General features: G+C 71.2%; 16 protein-coding genes. 3 read left to right on the forward strand and 13 right to left on the reverse strand.

Features of this window, described 5'->3' with window-relative positions:
- Positions 1–36 precede the first annotated feature (36 nt).
- The 5 genes from GTY47_RS28470 to GTY47_RS28490 all read right to left on the reverse strand — a co-directional run bounded on the left by GTY47_RS28470 (position 37) and on the right by GTY47_RS28490 (position 5801).
- Positions 37–1743: a bifunctional uroporphyrinogen-III C-methyltransferase/uroporphyrinogen-III synthase gene (locus tag GTY47_RS28470; protein ID WP_010043509.1), complete on the reverse strand. Its 1707-nt coding sequence runs from the start codon at positions 1741–1743 to the stop codon at positions 37–39.
- Entirely contained in the window at positions 1740–2699 is a 960-nt protein-coding gene (gene hemC / locus GTY47_RS28475) for a hydroxymethylbilane synthase (protein ID WP_010043512.1), read from the reverse strand. The genes GTY47_RS28470 and hemC overlap by 4 nt, the downstream gene beginning before the upstream one ends.
- Positions 2696–4456 (reverse strand): glutamyl-tRNA reductase, encoded by a 1761-nt coding sequence (locus GTY47_RS28480; RefSeq protein WP_010043519.1) that lies wholly within the window; start codon positions 4454–4456, stop codon positions 2696–2698. The genes hemC and GTY47_RS28480 overlap by 4 nt, the downstream gene beginning before the upstream one ends.
- On the reverse strand, positions 4453–5217 hold the full coding sequence (locus GTY47_RS28485; protein WP_010043521.1) for a redox-sensing transcriptional repressor Rex: 765 nt from the start codon (positions 5215–5217) through the stop codon (positions 4453–4455). Before GTY47_RS28485 ends, GTY47_RS28480 begins: the two co-directional genes overlap by 4 nt.
- 314 nt (positions 5218–5531) lie before the next feature.
- Entirely contained in the window at positions 5532–5801 is a 270-nt protein-coding gene (locus tag GTY47_RS28490; RefSeq protein ID WP_029181427.1) for a glutaredoxin family protein, read from the reverse strand.
- A gap of 171 nt (positions 5802–5972) precedes the next feature.
- Here GTY47_RS28490 and GTY47_RS28495 point away from each other — a divergent pair, with 171 nt between their 5' ends.
- The 3 genes from GTY47_RS28495 to GTY47_RS28505 all read left to right on the forward strand — a co-directional run bounded on the left by GTY47_RS28495 (position 5973) and on the right by GTY47_RS28505 (position 9510).
- Positions 5973–6890: an HAD-IB family hydrolase gene (locus tag GTY47_RS28495; protein ID WP_078602906.1), complete on the forward strand. Its 918-nt coding sequence runs from the start codon at positions 5973–5975 to the stop codon at positions 6888–6890.
- A 365-nt stretch (positions 6891–7255) separates the two neighbouring features.
- Positions 7256–8029: an ECF subfamily RNA polymerase sigma factor, BldN family gene (locus GTY47_RS28500; RefSeq protein WP_010043525.1), complete on the forward strand. Its 774-nt coding sequence runs from the start codon at positions 7256–7258 to the stop codon at positions 8027–8029.
- A gap of 236 nt (positions 8030–8265) precedes the next feature.
- A complete protein-coding gene (locus GTY47_RS28505; protein WP_010043527.1) occupies positions 8266–9510 on the forward strand; it encodes a DUF5667 domain-containing protein in 1245 nt (414 codons plus the stop codon).
- Positions 9511–9610: 100 nt separating this feature from the next.
- On the opposite strand, the gene GTY47_RS28510 is transcribed toward GTY47_RS28505, so the two are convergent.
- The 8 genes from GTY47_RS28510 to GTY47_RS28545 form a co-directional block, all read right to left on the reverse strand.
- Entirely contained in the window at positions 9611–10666 is a 1056-nt protein-coding gene (locus tag GTY47_RS28510; RefSeq protein ID WP_010043529.1) for a lysophospholipid acyltransferase family protein, read from the reverse strand.
- 14 nt (positions 10667–10680) lie between these two features.
- The gene (locus tag GTY47_RS28515; protein WP_010043530.1) at positions 10681–11742 is read right to left on the reverse strand and encodes an NAD-dependent epimerase/dehydratase family protein; all 1062 of its coding nucleotides are present in this window, start codon (positions 11740–11742) and stop codon (positions 10681–10683) included.
- Positions 11743–11943: 201 nt separating this feature from the next.
- Positions 11944–12042 (reverse strand): AURKAIP1/COX24 domain-containing protein, encoded by a 99-nt coding sequence (locus tag GTY47_RS28520; RefSeq protein ID WP_003948845.1) that lies wholly within the window; start codon positions 12040–12042, stop codon positions 11944–11946.
- 156 nt (positions 12043–12198) lie between these two features.
- Entirely contained in the window at positions 12199–12411 is a 213-nt protein-coding gene (locus GTY47_RS28525; protein WP_004984898.1) for a helix-turn-helix domain-containing protein, read from the reverse strand.
- Positions 12412–12540: 129 nt separating this feature from the next.
- On the reverse strand, positions 12541–13356 hold the full coding sequence (locus GTY47_RS28530; RefSeq protein WP_010043536.1) for a phosphatase: 816 nt from the start codon (positions 13354–13356) through the stop codon (positions 12541–12543).
- 90 nt (positions 13357–13446) lie between these two features.
- A complete protein-coding gene (locus GTY47_RS28535; protein ID WP_010043538.1) occupies positions 13447–14619 on the reverse strand; it encodes an acetoin utilization protein AcuC in 1173 nt (390 codons plus the stop codon).
- Entirely contained in the window at positions 14570–15790 is a 1221-nt protein-coding gene (locus GTY47_RS28540) for an MFS transporter (protein ID WP_010043540.1), read from the reverse strand. Before GTY47_RS28540 ends, GTY47_RS28535 begins: the two co-directional genes overlap by 50 nt.
- Positions 15791–15865: 75 nt before the next feature.
- Complete coding sequence (locus GTY47_RS28545) at positions 15866–16510, reverse strand: HAD family hydrolase (RefSeq protein WP_010043543.1); 645 nt, start codon at positions 16508–16510, stop codon at positions 15866–15868.
- Positions 16511–16590 lie beyond the last annotated feature (80 nt).

Raw genomic sequence — 16590 nt, forward strand, 5'->3', positions numbered from 1 at the left:
CAGCCCACAACCTCGATCCGCCGACGCCCTACGGGCTCACGTCGTCGAACGCCGCCGCCGAGCCCCAGGACGCCGCTCACTCGGCCGCGTCACCGGATCCCCGGCCTCCACAGCGGCGGCTCTGCGCTTCGCGCCGAAGTCGGCCAGCGCCTCCGCCAGCTTGTGCACGGACGGCTCGGGAGCCATCACGTCCACCCGCAGCCCGTGCTCCTCTGCCGTCTTGGCGGTAGCGGGGCCGATACACGCGATCACGGTCACGTTGTGCGGCTTGCCGGCGATACCGACCAGGTTCCGCACGGTCGACGACGACGTGAACAGCACGGCGTCGAAGCCACCACCCTTGATCGCCTCGCGCGTCTCCGCGGGCGGCGGCGAGGCCCGCACGGTCCGGTAGGCCGTGACGTCGTCGACTTCCCAGCCCAGCTCGATCAGCCCGGCGACCAGCGTCTCCGTGGCGATGTCGGCACGCGGCAGGAACACCCGGTCGATCGGGTCGAAGACCGGGTCGTAGGGCGGCCAGTCCTCCAGCAGCCCGGCGGCCGACTGCTCGCCGCTCGGCACCAGGTCCGGCTTCACGCCGAAGGCGATCAGCGCCTTGGCCGTCTGCTCGCCCACGGCCGCGACCTTGATGCCCGCGAAGGCACGCGCGTCGAGCCCGTACTCCTCGAACTTCTCCCGCACGGCCTTGACCGCGTTCACCGAGGTGAAGGCGATCCACTCGTAGCGGCCGGTCACGAGCCCCTTGACCGCCCGCTCCATCTGCTGGGGCGTGCGCGGCGGCTCGACGGCGATGGTCGGCACCTCGTGCGGCACGGCCCCGTACGACCGCAGCTGGTCGGAGAGCGACGCCGCCTGCTCCTTCGTGCGCGGTACGAGCACCTTCCAGCCGAACAGCGGCTTGGACTCGAACCACGCGAGCTGGTCGCGCTGGGCGGCGGCGGAACGCTCACCGACCACGGCTATCACCGGCCGGCCGCCCTCGGGCGAGGGCAGCACCTTGGCCTGCTTCAGCGTCTGCGCGATCGTGCCGAGCGTGGCGGTCCAGGTGCGCTGCCGGGTGGTCGTACCGGCGACGGTGACCGTCATCGGGGTGTCCGGCTTGCGACCCGCGGAGACGAGCTCGCCGGCCGCCGCCGCGACGGAGTCCAGCGTGGTGGACACGACGACCGTGCCGTCCGACGCCCCCACCTCCGTCCAGCACCGGTCCGAGGCCGTGCGCGCGTCGACGAACCGCACGTCCGCGCCCTGCGCGTCCCGCAGCGGCACACCGGCGTACGCGGGCACACCGACGGCGCTCGCGATACCGGGGACCACCTCGAAGGGCACCCCGGCGGCGGCGCACGCCAGCATCTCCTCGGCGGCGTACGTGTCGAGGCCCGGGTCTCCGGACACCGCACGCACGACCCGCCTGCCGCCCCGCGCGGCCTCCATGACAAGATGTGCGGCATCCCGCACCGCGGGGGCGGCTGCGGCGGTTGACGTACCGTCAACGACCGTCAGCTGGGGCGTTCCTGTGCCCGGAGCCGGATCCTGGGAAGGATCCGAGTCCGTGTGCACTTCGGAGACGCCCTGCCTGGCGTGCTGGCGTACGACGTCGAGCACCTCGTGCTCGGCGACGAGGACGTCCGCGTTCGCCAGCGCCTCGACGGCGCGCAGAGTCAGCAGTCCCGGATCTCCGGGTCCGGCACCCAGGAAGGTGACGTGCCCGTGTTCAGGACCGGCGGAAAGGGTGGTGGGGCTCAATGTGCTCGCTCCCCCATCAGACCGGCCGCGCCCTGGGCGAGCATCTCGGCCGCGAGTTCGCGACCGAGCGCCGTTGCCCGGTCGTGCGTCTCGGGCACGGGACCGGTGGTGGACAGCTGCACCATGCGCGTGCCGTCGGTCGTGCCGACGACGCCGCGCAGGCGCATTTCCTTGACAATCTGCCCGTCGGCCAACAGGTCGGCCAGCGCGCCCACAGGGGCGCTGCAACCGGCCTCCAGGGCGGCGAGCAGTGAGCGCTCGGCCGTCACGGCGATCCGCGTGAACGGGTCGTCGAGTTCGGCGAGCGCGGCGACGAGGTCCGCGTTGCCCGCGGTGCACTCGATCGCCAGTGCCCCCTGGCCGGGGGCGGGCAAAACCGTGTCGACCGACAGGAAGTCGGTCACTTCGTCACCCCGGCCGATCCGGTTCAGTCCGGCGGCGGCCAGCACGACGGCGTCGAGCTCACCGGAGCGTACGTATCCGATCCGGGTGTCGACGTTGCCGCGGATCGGGACCGTCGCTATGTCCAGGCCGTGGCTGCGCGCGTACGCGTTGAGCTGGGCCATGCGGCGCGGCGAGCCGGTACCGATGCGGGCCCCGCTCGGCAGGTCGGTGAGCTTCAGCGCGTCCCGGGCGACGATCACGTCCCGCGGATCCTCCCGCGCGGGTACGGCGGCCACCACCAGCTCGTCGGGCTGCGTGGTCGGCAGGTCCTTCAGCGAGTGCACCGCGAAGTCGACCTCGCCCTTGAGCAGCGCGTCGCGCAGGGCGGTCACGAACACACCCGTGCCGCCGATCTGGGCGAGCGCCTCACGCGAGACATCGCCGTACGTGGTGATCTCGACGAGCTCGACGGGCCGCCCGGTCACCCGGCTCACGGCCTCGGCCACCTGCCCGGACTGGGCCATGGCGAGCCTGCTCCGCCGGGTGCCGAGCCTCAGCGCCTTGTCGTTCATGCCGGCCCTCGGTCTTTCTCTGTGCTGTCCTCGGCCCGGGAGACGGCGGCAACCGCCTCCGGGTCGAGGTCGAACAGGGTCCGCAGCGCGTCGGCGTACCCGGCGCCGCCGGGTTCGGCCGCGAGTTGCTTGACCCGTACCGTCGGCGCGTGCAGCAGCTTGTCCACCACGCGCCGCACGGTCTGGGTGATCTCCGCGCGGTGCTTGTCGTCGAGGCCGGGCAGCCGTCCGTCCAGGCGGGCGATCTCGCTGGCCACGACATCGGCGGCCATGGTGCGCAGGGCGACCACGGTCGGCGTGATGTGCGCGGCCCGCAGTGCCGCCCCGAAGGCCGCGACCTCGTCGGAGACGATACGCCGGACCTGGTCCACATCGGCAGCCATCGGAGCGCCCGCGGAGGCTTCCGCCAGCGACTCGATGTCCACCAGCCGCACCCCGGTCAGCCGGTGCGCGGCCGCGTCTATGTCGCGCGGCATCGCCAGGTCGAGCAGGAAGAGCACGGGCTCGGGCCGCGGCGGCTCGTCGACCGGCTCGGGCCTGCGCCGCTCGGGGATCCGGCCGACGGCGGCCACGGTCGCGGCGAGCGCGGCGATGGCGTCGGCGTCCGGGGCGGGGTCGAGCGGGCCGGCCGTCCCCGGCCGGGCCGCGCGCTGGGCGCCGCCCACCGTGCCGTTGTCCACCCACGCCGCGTGCTGCTCCAGGTCGGCGGCGGCCATACCGGCCACGGCCGCCTCGCCCAGCACGGAGAATCCGGCGGTGCCCTGCACCGCGGGCAGGTCCAGCGGACAGCCGTCCTCGCCGCCGAGTCCGGTGGCCGGCAGGTTGCCCCGCTGCGCTCCCGTGGCCGTCGCCCGGCCCGGTTCGCCGCCCGGAGCGGGCGGCCCGTCACCGTCGGACACGGCCGACGGGGCTGCCGTACGGCCGTCCACCGCGGCGGCGACCGACTCGGCCGTCAGGACCAGGCCCGTCGCGCCGGTGCAGGAGACGGCGACATCGGCACGTGTCAGCTCGACCGGCACCGACTCCATCGGGACCGCGCGGGCCAGCACGTCCGTGTCGTCGCCCTCGGTCAGGATCCGGGCGAGGCGCTCGGCGCGGTCGAAGGTGCGGTTGGCGATCACGACCTCGGCGACCCCGGCCCGCGCGAGCGTCGCCGCGGCCAGCGAGGACATCGACCCGGCGCCGATGACCAGGGCCTTCTTGCCCCGGGCCCAGGTCTCCACATCGCCGCCCGCGGCCAGCTGCTCCAGGCCGAAGGTGACCAGGGACTGGCCGGCGCGGTCGATGCCGGTCTCGGAGTGGGCGCGCTTGCCGACCCTCAGGGCCTGCTGGAACAGGTCGTTCAGCAGCCGGCCCGCGGAGTGCAGCTCCTGCGCCCGGGCCAGGGAGTCCTTGATCTGGCCGAGGATCTGCCCCTCGCCGACGACCATCGAGTCCAGCCCGCAGGCCACCGAGAACAGGTGGTGGACGGCCCGGTCCTCGTAGTGCACGTAGAGATAGGGAGTGAGCTCCTCCAGGCCGACCCCGCTGTGCTGGGCGAGCAGCGTGGACAGCTCGGCGACACCGGCGTGGAACTTGTCCACGTCGGCGTAGAGCTCGATGCGGTTGCAGGTGGCGAGCACCGCGGCCTCGGCGGCCGGTTCGGCGGCGACCGTGTCCTGGAGCAGCTTGACCTGCGCGTCCGCGTTGAGCGAGGCCCGCTCCAGGACGCTGACCGGGGCGCTGCGGTGACTGAGTCCGACGACGAGGAGGCTCATGCCGGCATCACGGCGGGCATGTCCCCGTCGGGCCCCTGGTCGGCGGAGTCGCTGCGCGCTGCGGTGGCCGGGACGCCGCCGTCGGAGGCGGCGGCCTCCTCGCCGGCCTTGCGCTGCTCGTGGAAGGCGAGGATCTGCAGCTCGATGGAGAGGTCGACCTTGCGCACGTCCACGCCGTCCGGCACGGAGAGCACGGTCGGCGCGAAGTTCAGGATGGAGGTGACACCGGCGGCCACGAGCCGGTCGCAGACGGCCTGGGCGGCACCGGCGGGGGTGGCGATGACGCCGATCGACACGCCGTTGTCCTGGATGATCTTCTCCAGGTCGTCGGAGTGCTGCACGGGGATCCCGGCGACGGGCTTGCCCGCCATGGCCGGGTCGGCGTCGATCAGCGCGGCGACCCGGAAGCCGCGGGAGGCGAACCCGCCGTAGTTGGCCAGGGCGGCGCCGAGGTTACCGATACCGACGATCACGACCGGCCAGTCCTGGGTGAGGCCCAGTTCGCGGGAGATCTGGTAGACGAGATACTCGACGTCGTAGCCGACGCCCCGGGTCCCGTAGGAGCCGAGGTAGGAGAAGTCCTTGCGCAGCTTCGCGGAGTTGACCCCCGCCGCGGCCGCGAGCTCCTCGGAGGAGACCGTGGGCACCGAGCGCTCCGACAGCGCGGTCAGAGCGCGGAGGTACAGCGGAAGCCGGGCGACGGTGGCCTCGGGAATCCCTCGGCTGCGGGTCGCCGGTCGGTGAGTTCGGCCAGTTGCCACGGTGCTCCTGCGGGTAGAGCGGGGCTGTAGGCGGTCATACGTCCCTACATGACCGCCCCGTCGAAAGCAGGCTATGTCTTTGTGAACGCGTGCACAAAGATGGTGTCCGATTTGCCCGGCCAACGTGACCGGGGTCACGCGCCCCCGGCGCACTCGTGAGGAACCGGCGCATACGCGCCACCGTTCCTTTGCTTCTGGGGGCAAAACCGCACACTCTCCTCTGTGGTTTCCCGCCCCCGAGACCAGCCACCGCCGATCCTAAGCGACCCGGCGGCCTCTTTGGACTGCTCGGTCAGTTGCCGGACCGGGCGGGATCAGTCGGTGAGCGCCTTGCGCAGGCGGTCCTCGTTCACGCGCCAGAACGTGTGCTGCCTGCCGTCCACCAGCACGACCGGGATCTGTTCCCAGTACTGGGCGTGCAGTTCCCGATCCTCGGTGATGTCCTTCTGCTCCCAGGGGACTCCCAGATCACCGCACACCTTCTCCACAACGACCTGTGCGTCATCACACAGATGACAGCCGGGCTTGCGGATCAGGGTGACGAGCCGGTCCCGAGGGGGCCTGCGACGAAAGAGGGGACTCATGTCGGCCATTGTCGCGCGCCCGTGAACGAGGGGAACCCTCACGAAAGCGCCGGGCGACACGCCGACCACGTCCGGCCCGGACGACCTCTTTAACGACACGCTTGCCGAGAGTTCACAGGCTCCAAACCTCTCGACTCCGGAAACCCCGAACAAACTGGCTATGCTCACGCCATGGCCGCTCTCGGATGGCTCACTCCCCGTAGGCGCTCCGCCACGGCGCGGAGCGTTTTGGCAGGCGAGGCCTCGGCGGAGGCTGCCCGCAAGTCCTCACAGGAGGCCGCCGGCACGACCGAGGAACCGCAGTTCCCGGTCCACGGCGACGACCGTGCCGCCGCCTTCTTCGACCTGGACAACACCGTCATGCAGGGCGCCGCCCTCTTCCACTTCGGACGGGGCCTGTACAAACGGAAGTTCTTCGAGACGCGCGACCTCGCCCGGTTCGCCTGGCAGCAGGCGTGGTTCCGGCTGGCCGGGGTCGAGGACCCCGAACACATGCAGGAGGCCCGCGACTCGGCCCTGTCGATCGTCAAGGGCCACCGCGTCGCCGAGCTCCAGTCGATCGGCGAGGAGATCTACGACGAGTACATGGCCGAGCGCATCTGGCCCGGCACCCGCGCCCTGGCCCAGGCCCACCTGGACGCCGGCCAGCGGGTATGGCTGGTGACGGCCGCCCCCGTGGAGATCGCCCAGGTCATCGCCCGCCGCCTCGGCCTGACCGGCGCCCTCGGCACGGTCGCCGAGTCCGTCGACGGCGTCTACACCGGCAAACTCGTCGGCGAACCGCTGCACGGCCCCGCGAAGGCCGAGGCGGTCCGCGCCCTGGCCGCGGCCGAGGGCCTGGACCTCGGCCGCTGCGCCGCCTACAGCGACTCGCACAACGACATCCCGATGCTGTCCCTGGTCGGCCACCCCTACGCCATCAACCCGGACTCCAAGCTGCGCAAGCACGCCCGCGACCTGGACTGGCGCCTGCGCGACTACCGCACCGGCCGCAAGGCGGCCAAGGTCGGCATCCCGGCCGCGGCGGGCGTGGGCGCGGTGGCCGGCGGCACGGCGGCGGCGATCGCCCTGCACCGCCGTCGCCGCTGACGACCGCTCAGGGCCGGCGACCGATCAATCCGGGACACCTTCGTCTACGGGATGACAAGCCCCGTAAATCCAACTGGCGTACCCCCACAACCTCGCATCCAGTCCTCTTGGCTGGACACGGCCACAACACGCCCTGGACCCAGCCTCAATCCGAACCTTTCCGATCAACAACCGCTCACTCTCTGGCACTTGATGCGGCGTCAATCGGTTACGGAAGCGACGTAATCGATGATTTGAGCAACTCGGTGTAGCAGGGCCTACACGAAGCGTTATTCTCCTCAGACGCAAACCGGTACCCCTCCGTCGCTACGACGGGTGAAAGGTCCCGCACTGCACGTGATGGAAGCTCTGCCTCTGGGAGTCCCGTGTACCCACACGTCGGGGTTGACGCCTCGGGCCTGGCTACGCTGCGCGCAACGGTCCTCGACCTGTTGCGCGGCTTCGTCCCCACCGCGTACGCCGGCCCCGCATTCGCCACCGCCGCGCCCGTAGGCCCTTGCTATGCACTGGCCGACGGCAGCGCCGCGGTCGGCAGACGAGGGCGCCCGTCCGGCGCGGCCGCCACCGCCCGACGGCCGGCGGCGGACAGCGACAGCGCCCGCATGATGGACCTCGTGGAGCGCGCCCAGGCCGGCGAGGCCGACGCCTTCGGCCGTCTCTACGACCAATACAGCGACACCGTCTACCGGTACATCTACTACCGGGTCGGAGGAAAGGCGACCGCCGAGGACCTCACCAGCGAGACCTTTCTGCGGGCACTGCGCCGCATCGGCACGTTCACCTGGCAGGGCCGTGACTTCGGCGCCTGGCTGGTCACCATCGCCCGGAACCTCGTCGCGGACCACTTCAAGTCCAGCCGCTTCCGCCTCGAGGTCACCACCGGCGAGATGCTCGACGCCAACGAGGTCGAGCGCTCCCCCGAGGACTCCGTCCTGGAGTCCCTCTCCAACGCCGCCCTGCTCGACGCCGTACGGCGGCTCAACCCCCAGCAGCAGGAGTGCGTGACACTCCGCTTCCTCCAGGGCCTCTCCGTCGCCGAGACCGCCCGCGTCATGGGCAAGAACGAGGGCGCCATCAAGACCCTCCAGTACCGGGCCGTGCGCACCCTCGCCCGGCTCCTCCCGGAAGACGCCCGCTGACCCGGCCGTACGCTCGGCGACGGCCAACTCACAGTCCGTGAAAGTCTGTTGACTTCGGCATCCGATCATCCGGCGTCCGTAACCCAAGTGCCGCGCCGCTCGTTGTGCGGGATGCAGGCTCCCTGTGGTCACCCCCTGACCGGCTCCGATCACTCGATCGTGTGGTCGCGGTCAGGGCGTGCAACCCTCAGGACCCCCTGGGGAGTCGACCGTCATGACGAGAGGAGGTGCCGCCAGTGATCGCGAACGTATCGGCGCACCGGCGGGCGAACGCCTTCGCCCAGGCCCTTCAGGAGCAGTCCGAGCAGGGCACGGCGGCCGAGCAGTCCGAAGGATCGGCACCGGCCCCGGCCGCTGCGGAGCCGACCGAACCGGCACGCCTGCTGGCGCTCGCCTCCGGTCTCGGCGCGCTGCCCAAGCCGGAGCTCGACCCTGAGGTCAAGGTCGTCCAGCGGGCCCAGCTGGTGGCAGCGTTCGAGGCCATGCTCCAGGAGGGCACCGCGGGAGGCGGGGCGACGCAGGGCGCAGTCCCCGAGCAGCGCTCCACCCGGGCCCGTGGCGCGCACCGGGCGAGCCCCTTGAAGAAGTTCCGGCCCCGTTCCCGCCTCGCCAAGGGCCTCACCGCGGGCGGGCTCAGCGTGGGCGTGGCCGCGAGCGCCTTCGGCGGAGTCGCAGCCGCCAGCTCCGACGCCCTGCCCGGCGACTCGCTCTACGGCCTCAAGCGCGGCATCGAGGACGTCAAGCTCGGCCTCGCCGACGGCGCCGACGAGCGCGGCCGGGTCTATCTCGACCACGCCTCCACCCGGCTCAGTGAAGCCCGCCGCCTGATGGAGCGGGGCCGCAGCGGCCCGCTGGACCACGAGTCCCTGGGCGAGATCCGCCGCGCCCTGTCCGGCATGCGGCACGACGCGTCGGAAGGCCACCGGCTGCTGAGCGAGGCGTACGCGCGCGACCCGGACTCCCTTGAGCCCATCCAGGCCCTGTCCGCGTTCTCCCGCTCCCACCGCCAGGCCTGGGGCGAACTGCGCGAGAAGCTCCCCGTCCAGCTCGGGGACGTCAGCGACCAGGTGTCGTCGGTGTTCGACGCCATAGAGGAGGACGTGGCCCCGCTGCGGTCCCTGCTGCCTGAGCCCCCGTCCCGGAGCGGCGGCGAAGGCAACCGGAAGGGCGCCTCCGAATCGGCCTCCAGCAGCTCCTCGGCCACCGACCGGTCGGCCCGGCCCAGCGACAGCGGCCGCGGCCACTCCGACAAGGGCAGCGCCGACAGCGGCAGCCCCAGCCACTCGGCCGGCAGTGAAAAGGACGGCCTGCTCGGCGGCAACACCGGCGGCCTGCTCGACCCGCCGCAGCAGGACAGCGACGCGAGCACCTCGCCGTCGGCTGAAGGCAAGCCGCCCATCCCCCAGCCGGACGTGACGCTCCCGCCGCTCCTGCCCGACCTGCTGCCCGGGCTGGGCGTCGACAGCGAGGACACCGACTAGCCGGCGGTGCGACAGTGGGGGCGCTCCTCGGCAGAGGGGCGCCCCCATCGTCGTAGGCGCTGCCCAGTCGTACGCGGCGCCTCAGGCCGTGCGCGGTGCCTCAGAAGAAGACCGACCGGCGCTGCACCAGCAGCTTGTACAGCGTGTGCTGGATCTGCTCCCTGACCTGGTCGGTCAGGTTGAACATCAGCATCGGGTCCTCGGCGGCCTCCGGCGGATAGCCGTCCGTGGGGATCGGCTCGCCGAACTGGATCGTCCACTTGGTCGGCAGCGGAACCGCCCCGAGCGGCCCGAGCCAGGGGAACGTCGGCGTGATCGGGAAGTACGGGAAACCCAGCAGCCGCGCGACCGTCTTGGCGTTGCCGATCATCGGGTAGATCTCCTCGGCCCCCACGATCGAGCAGGGCACGATCGGCGTCCCGGCGCGCAGCGCCGTCGAGACGAAGCCGCCGCGGCCGAAGCGCTGGAGCTTGTAGCGGTCCGCGAAGGGCTTCCCGAGACCCTTGAAGCCCTCCGGCATCACCCCGACCAGCTCGCCCTGCTCCAGCAGCCGGGACGCGTCCTCGGCGCAGGCCAGGGTGTGACCGAGCTTGCGGGCCAGCTCGTTGACCACCGGCAGCATGAACACCAGGTCGGCGGCGAGCAGCCGCAGATGCCGACCCGCCGGGTGGTTGTCGTGCACGGCGACCTGCATCATCAGGCCGTCCATCGGCAGCGTCCCGGAGTGGTTGGCGACGATCAGGGCGCCGCCCTCGGACGGGATGTTCTCGATGCCCTTCACCTCGACCCGGAAGTACTTCTCGTACAGCGGGCGCAGCAGGGACATCAGGACCTGGTCGGTGAGCTCCTCGTCGTAGCCGAAGTCGTCGACCTCGTAGTCCCCGGTGAGGCGGCGGCGCAGGAAGGCCAGGCCGCCCGCGATACGCCGCTCCAGGGCACCCTCGCCGCCCTGGGAACCCTCCGGCGGTTGTTCCTCAGACGTCACAGGGACATCATCCTGCGGAACAGCCCTGGTGGGCAGGGGCTGCACCTCACGGACCGGCCCGGACTCCGTGCCCGGGCGCCGGTTCCCCGCGCTCCGGCGTCGCTGCGGACGCTGCACGGCGCCCCCGCGGGACCGGTCGTCGTCGAACGGAATGACCTTGGCATCCGCCATCGTTGATGCGCTCCTCAGTTGGCGCTCTGCGTCGGGGGGTGGCCGCCGCCCGCGAGGGGCAGCGCGGCGATCCGGTCGACGGCCCCCGCAAGGGCCTCCGGCGGAAGGAGTCCGGGACCTTGGCTGCGTGCGAAGTCCGCGAACGTCTCCGCGGTCGTGTACTTGGGCTGGAATCCCAGCGTCTCGCGCATCTGGCCCGTGGCCACGACCCGGCCGTGGGTGAGCAGCCTGATCTGCTCGGGCGAGAAGTCCGTCATCCCCAGCGTACGCACCAACGAGCCCGCCCACGTGACGGCCGGGAGCAGCAGGGGCACGGTGGGGCGCCCGAGGCGCCGGGAGCACTGCGAGAGCAGCAGCACGCCGTCACCGGCGATGTTGAAGGTGCCGCTGTTGAGCGTGCCCCGCCGCGGCTCGTGCGAGGCGATCCGCAGCACCTCGATCACATCGTCCTCGTGCACGAACTGAAGCCGCGGGTCGTAGCCGAACACCGTCGGCAGGACCGGCAGCGCGAAGTACGAGGCGAGCGGGGTGTCCGCGGTCGGGCCCAGGATGTTGGCGAACCGCAGCACGCACACCGCCACGTCGGGCCGGCGGCGCGCGAAGCCGCGGACATAGCCCTCGACCTCCACCGTGTCCTTGGCGAAGCCGCCGCTGGGCAGGGACTTGGGCGGGGTCGTCTCGGTGAAGACGGCCGGGTCGCGGGGCGCCGACCCGTAGACGTTGGTGCTGGACTTCACGACCAGCCGCCGCACGCTCGGGGACTTCTGGCAGGCACCGAGCAGCTGCATGGTGCCGATGACGTTGGTCTCCTTCAGGGACGCCCGGTTGCCGCTGCCCAGCGGCGTGCCCGTCACGTCCAGGTGGACGATCGTGTCGGCGCCCGTCTCGGCCAGCACGCGCGCGATTCCGGGCTGCCGGATGTCGGCCTGGACGAAGTCCGCGCCACCCAGATGGTGCTCGGGCGGCACCGCGTCCACGGCGACGACCCGGTCCACCTCGGGGTCACGCTGGATCCGCCGTACGAAGCGGCCCCCCAGCTGGCGGGCCACACCGGTCACGAGCACGACCTTGCCCAAGATCCGCGCCTTCCTTCCAGAAAACCTCTTGCCCGCCGCGTTCCCCCGTGGAGCCAACTTAGCGGGTCGGTGTTGCGCTGTGATGACCACCCGATGCGCGAAGTGACGACAAGCAGCCGGACGTACGAGCCGGAACACGTGTGGCCCCCCACCGGTGGTGGGGGGCCACAGCAACGCTCTCGCGGCGTCCGCGTCGCGAACTTACTTCTTGTTGCGACGCTGGACGCGCGTGCGCTTGAGCAGCTTGCGGTGCTTCTTCTTGGCCATCCGCTTGCGCCGCTTCTTGATAACAGAGCCCACGACTACCCTCGCTCACTTCTCATCACTCGGTTGTTTGGGCGCCATGGGCCCACACGACCTACGAGGGGCTAGCCTACCCGCCCGAGCGCTGAGGTCGTAATCGAGGGGGCCAGGGTGGTCCCGAGTGCCCTGTGAGGGACCACCCCGCCCCAGCCGTCAGGCGGTTTCCACCCCCACGTAACTCTCGCGGAGGTACTCGTGAACCGCTTGCTCCGGGACGCGGAAGGACCGCCCCACACGGATCGCGGGCAGATGACCGCTGTGCACCAACCGGTACACGGTCATCTTCGACACTCGCATCACCGAGGCGACTTCCGCCACGGTAAGGAACTGAACCTCGTTCAGAGGCCTCTCGCCAGCTGCAGCCATGACACACCTGAACCTTCCGCACTCGACGGCCACCGGCTTCCCCTTCCGGTGACTCTTCGTCGCTGCGTGCTCACTCCCCAATGTAGGGGCGGGTGATGCGAGTGGGGAAGAGGTGCACCCATCGGCGGCCTACTGTGACAGACACGCCCGATTGAGTACGTAGCGGGTAAGCGGCAGGTAGTAATCAGACCGCACACCGTCATCAAGTGGAACGACGACGGAGACGGACCCCTCCGCCTCACCCACGAACGGGGCGGGGTCGTCCGTATCGGCCGCCCCGATGGCCTCGAACCCCAGCTGACCTGCCCCGCAGACCCACCCGTGGTCCCCGATGACCAGCTCGGGAAGGGGCCCGCCGGCCTCCGCGGCAGCGGCCAGCGCGGTACGAACCGGGAGAGGTGAGTGCGTATGCGCGCCGGGCACACAACCGGGGCGTTCCACACCGGGTCCCCGCACCAGCGCGACTCCTCGTACGTAGTCGAGGTTGTACGTGCGTAGGCCGAACCGGGTCGTTATGTCGACACGACGACCCTGCGCCGGGCTGAGGACGGCACACCCCGCCGCCGACAGCGCGTCTGCCAGGGCGGCGTAGAAACCGAGCAGCCGGTGGGGGTGCCCGGTGCCCAGGAGTACGGGTGCGCTCCGCCGGGCTGCCTCGGCGAGGCGCTCCGCGAAGGCGTCCAGCGCGGCCACGGTGCGCTCCGGATCGATCACGTCCTGGCCGGAAGTCCACCGGAAATCGGCCGAAACCCCGCACCGGTCCGCCATCAGCTCGATCAGGTCCCGCTGGTCCCAGGCGCCTTCGGGATCGATACCGAGCAGCACACGAGGATCCCGGGCGGCGAAGAGCCGGTAGCTGCGCAGGCTCTCCTCACGCGAGGTCGCCACGGTCCCGGCGAGCCGCGCGCCGACCAGGTGCGCACGAAGGGCTTCAGGGGTCAGCACCTTGCGATCGTGCGCGACCGGCGCCTGACACGTCCCGGGAACGGGCGAACACCGCACGGTCGGCGTACGGCCGGCCTCACACCCGGCCTCTCAGGCCAGCAGCCCCCGCAGCGGGAACACCGCCCGCCGAGCCGCCAGCACCGCCTGGTCCAGCCGGTCCGCGGGGTCGTAGCCCTCCTCCCAGCCGGGGAAGGCCACGGGCCAGCGCCCGTCGGTCATCCGCGCCGGGGCCAACTGACGCGTCCTCGCGAACACTTCCTGCCGCCAGCCCTCGGGAATCATCGCCCCGGGCTCCACGGCCCGGCCCGCCGCGATCCCGACCAGATGCGTCCACGACCGCGGTACGACGTCCACCACGGCATAGCCACCCCCGCCCAGCGCCACCCACCGCCCGTCGGCGTACTCGTGCGCCAGGTCGTGACAGGCCACCTGCACCGCCCGCTGCGCGTCCAGCGACACCGCCAGATGCGCCAGCGGATCCTCGAAGTGCGTGTCGGCCCCGTGCTGCGTCACCAGCACCTGCGGCCGGAAGCCGGCGATCAGCTCCGGCACGACCGCGTGGAACGCCCGCAGCCACCCGGCGTCCCCCGTCCCGGCCGGCAGCGCCACGTTCACCGCCGAGCCCTCCGCGGAGTCCGCCCCGGTCTCCTCCGGCCACCCCGTCTGCGGGAACAGCGTCCGCGGGTGCTCGTGCAGCGAGATCGTCAGCACCCGCGGATCCTCCCAGAACGCCGCCTGCACCCCGTCCCCGTGATGCACGTCGACGTCGATGTACGCCACCCGCTCGGCCCCCAGCTCCAGCAGCCGGGCGATCGCCAGCGACGCGTCGTTGTAGACGCAGAACCCGGAGGCGCCGCCCGGCATCGCGTGGTGCAGCCCGCCCGCGAAGTTCACCGCGTGCAGCGCCTGACCCCGCCACACGGCCTCCGCGGCCCCCACCGACTGCCCGGCGATCAGCGCCGACACCTCGTGCATCCCGGCGAAGGCCGGATCGTCCATCGTCCCCAGCCCGTACGACTGGTCCGCCGCCCCCGGATCCACCGACGCGGCCTTCACCGCCTCGATGTAGTCCTGCCGGTGGACGAGCCGCAGCGTCGACTCCCCGGCCGCCTTCGCGGCGACCACCTCCACCTCACGGTCCAGCCCGAAGGCATCGACCAGTGTCCGGGTCAGGGCGAGCCTGACCGGGTCCATCGGATGCCCCGGACCGAAGTCATAGCCCGTTACTGCCTCGTCCCACATCAGCTGTGCGCGGCCGCTCATGCCCGCCACCGTATCGGTCCGGTTGAGCAGCGAACGACCGGGCGTACACCAGCGTCACCAGCACCAACACCATCGGCACGAGCATGGCCCCGCGGTAGCTCCACAGGTCCCCGAGCGCACCTACCAACGGCGAACCGATCAAAAACCCCACATAGTTGAAGACATTCAGCCGCGCCACGGCAGCGTCCGAAGCGCCGGGGAACAACCTCCCGGCCGCCGCGAACGTCTGCGGCACCAGCACACACAACCCGAGCCCCAGGAGCGTGAACCCCAGCATCCCCACCCACGCCCCGGGCGCCCCCGCCACCACGGCGAACCCACCCGCCGCCACCAGCGCCCCACTCCGCACGACGGCGACGGCCCCGAACCGCCGCACCCCGAGATCCCCGATCGCCCGCCCCAGCAGCGTGGTCACCATGTACACGTTGTACGGCACGGTCGCCATCTGCTCCGAGCTCCCCAGCACGTCCTGGAGGTACTTCGCGCTCCAGTTGGAGACCGTGGAGTCCCCGATGTACGCAACCGTCATCACCAGACACAACGGCAGCAGCCACTTGAAGACGACGACCTGACCCTCACCCACCGCCTTCTCCTCCACCGCCGGCGCCGCATCCCCGTCGTCGACGTACCACCGGCTCCCCATCAGCACAGCCGGCAGCAGCACCGCCACGACCGGCAGATAGGACACCCACAACGCCAGATCCCAGTGCGCCCCCGCCCACGCCAGCGAGGCCCCCACGATCCCGCCCAGGCTGTAGGCCGCGTGGAAACTGAGCATGATGCTGCGCCCGTACGACCGCTGCAGGCTCACCCCGAGCATGTTCATCGACGCGTCGAGCACTCCGACGGCGAGCCCGAACGCCGCGAGCGCGACCCCCAGTTCCACCATCCGCTCCCCGGCCCCGACCCCGAGCAGCGCCAACAGCACCACCGGCTGGGACCACCGCAGCAGCCGGCTCGGCGGCACCCGCTTCACCAGCCGCTCGGTGCTCACGCTCCCGACCCCGGCGAGGACCGGCACAGCGGCCAGGAACGCCGGCAGCAGCGCGTCGGAAACCCCGTACCGGTGCTGGATAGCCGGAATCCGCGTCACGAGCAGAGCGAAGGCGACCCCCTGCACCAAGAAGCTGAACGCCAACGAGGCCCTGCCGCGCCGCAGCACATCAGTCATGGCGGCGAGCGTAGGCCTCAGGCTTACTCATGGGTAGATCCAGCCAAAGATGAATTCGACTCAGCTTCCACGCCCTCACATGAGCAGCTCGGTCAGCTCCTTCATGTCGGAGAAGAGCCGCCCGGCCCCGGTCAGTCTCTCCGCCGGCGTCATGGCGGTGAACCCGTACACGTCCATCCCCGCCGCGACCGCCGCCTGTACGCCCAGCGGACTGTCCTCGACGACGACACACCGCTCCGGCGCGACCCCCATCCGCTGGGCGGCGAACAGGAACAGATCGGGAGCCGGCTTGCCCTTCCCCACATCCTGCGAGCTGAAGATCCGCCCCTCGTCGAACCACCGGTCGAGCCCGGTCGTCCGATGCCCCACCCGGATCCGCTCATGACTCCCGGACGACGCCACGCAGTACGGCACGGAGTCGGCGGCAAGCTTCTGCAGGACCTCCTCGACGCCGGCCACCGCCTTCAAGTCCCGTTCGAATGCCGCGAAGACCCGAGCGTGGAACACATCGTCGAAGTCCAGCGGCAGCCGCCGCCCGGTCCGCTCCGCCACCAGGTCGTGTATGCGGTGCATGGCAGAGCCCATGTAGTCGCGCAGGGAGTCCTCGTAGGAGGTGGGGAACCCGAGTTCGGTCAGATAGGCGGCCAGGAGCCGGTTGGAGATGGGCTCACTGTCGACGAGGACACCATCGTTGTCGAAGATCACGAGGTCATAGCGCATGGCTCGACCCTAAACGCAGAAAACCCCCGCATCTTTCGATGCGGGGGTTTTCCCAAAAATTGTTCGGCGGCGTCCTACTC

Origin of the sequence: Streptomyces sp. SID5464 (genome assembly GCF_009862985.1) — a bacterium.
In the GTDB taxonomy this organism is placed as follows: Bacteria; Actinomycetota; Actinomycetes; order Streptomycetales; family Streptomycetaceae; genus Streptomyces; species Streptomyces chartreusis_D.

Excerpts from the sequence above, each read along its gene's own strand:
- GTY47_RS28480 (WP_010043519.1), bottom strand. The coding sequence starts at position 4,456 with ATGAGCCTCCTCGTCGTCGGACTCAGTCACCGCAGCGCCCCGGTCAGC.
- GTY47_RS28525 (WP_004984898.1), bottom strand. The coding sequence starts at position 12,411 with ATGGCTGCAGCTGGCGAGAGGCCTCTGAACGAGGTTCAGTTCCTTACC.
- GTY47_RS28490 (WP_029181427.1), bottom strand. The coding sequence starts at position 5,801 with ATGAGTCCCCTCTTTCGTCGCAGGCCCCCTCGGGACCGGCTCGTCACC.
- GTY47_RS28535 (WP_010043538.1), bottom strand. The coding sequence starts at position 14,619 with ATGAGCGGCCGCGCACAGCTGATGTGGGACGAGGCAGTAACGGGCTAT.
- GTY47_RS28545 (WP_010043543.1), bottom strand. The coding sequence starts at position 16,510 with ATGCGCTATGACCTCGTGATCTTCGACAACGATGGTGTCCTCGTCGAC.
- GTY47_RS28510 (WP_010043529.1), bottom strand. The coding sequence starts at position 10,666 with ATGGCGGATGCCAAGGTCATTCCGTTCGACGACGACCGGTCCCGCGGG.
- hemC (WP_010043512.1), bottom strand. The coding sequence starts at position 2,699 with ATGAACGACAAGGCGCTGAGGCTCGGCACCCGGCGGAGCAGGCTCGCC.
- GTY47_RS28540 (WP_010043540.1), bottom strand. The coding sequence starts at position 15,790 with ATGACTGATGTGCTGCGGCGCGGCAGGGCCTCGTTGGCGTTCAGCTTC.
- GTY47_RS28495 (WP_078602906.1), top strand. The coding sequence starts at position 5,973 with ATGGCCGCTCTCGGATGGCTCACTCCCCGTAGGCGCTCCGCCACGGCG.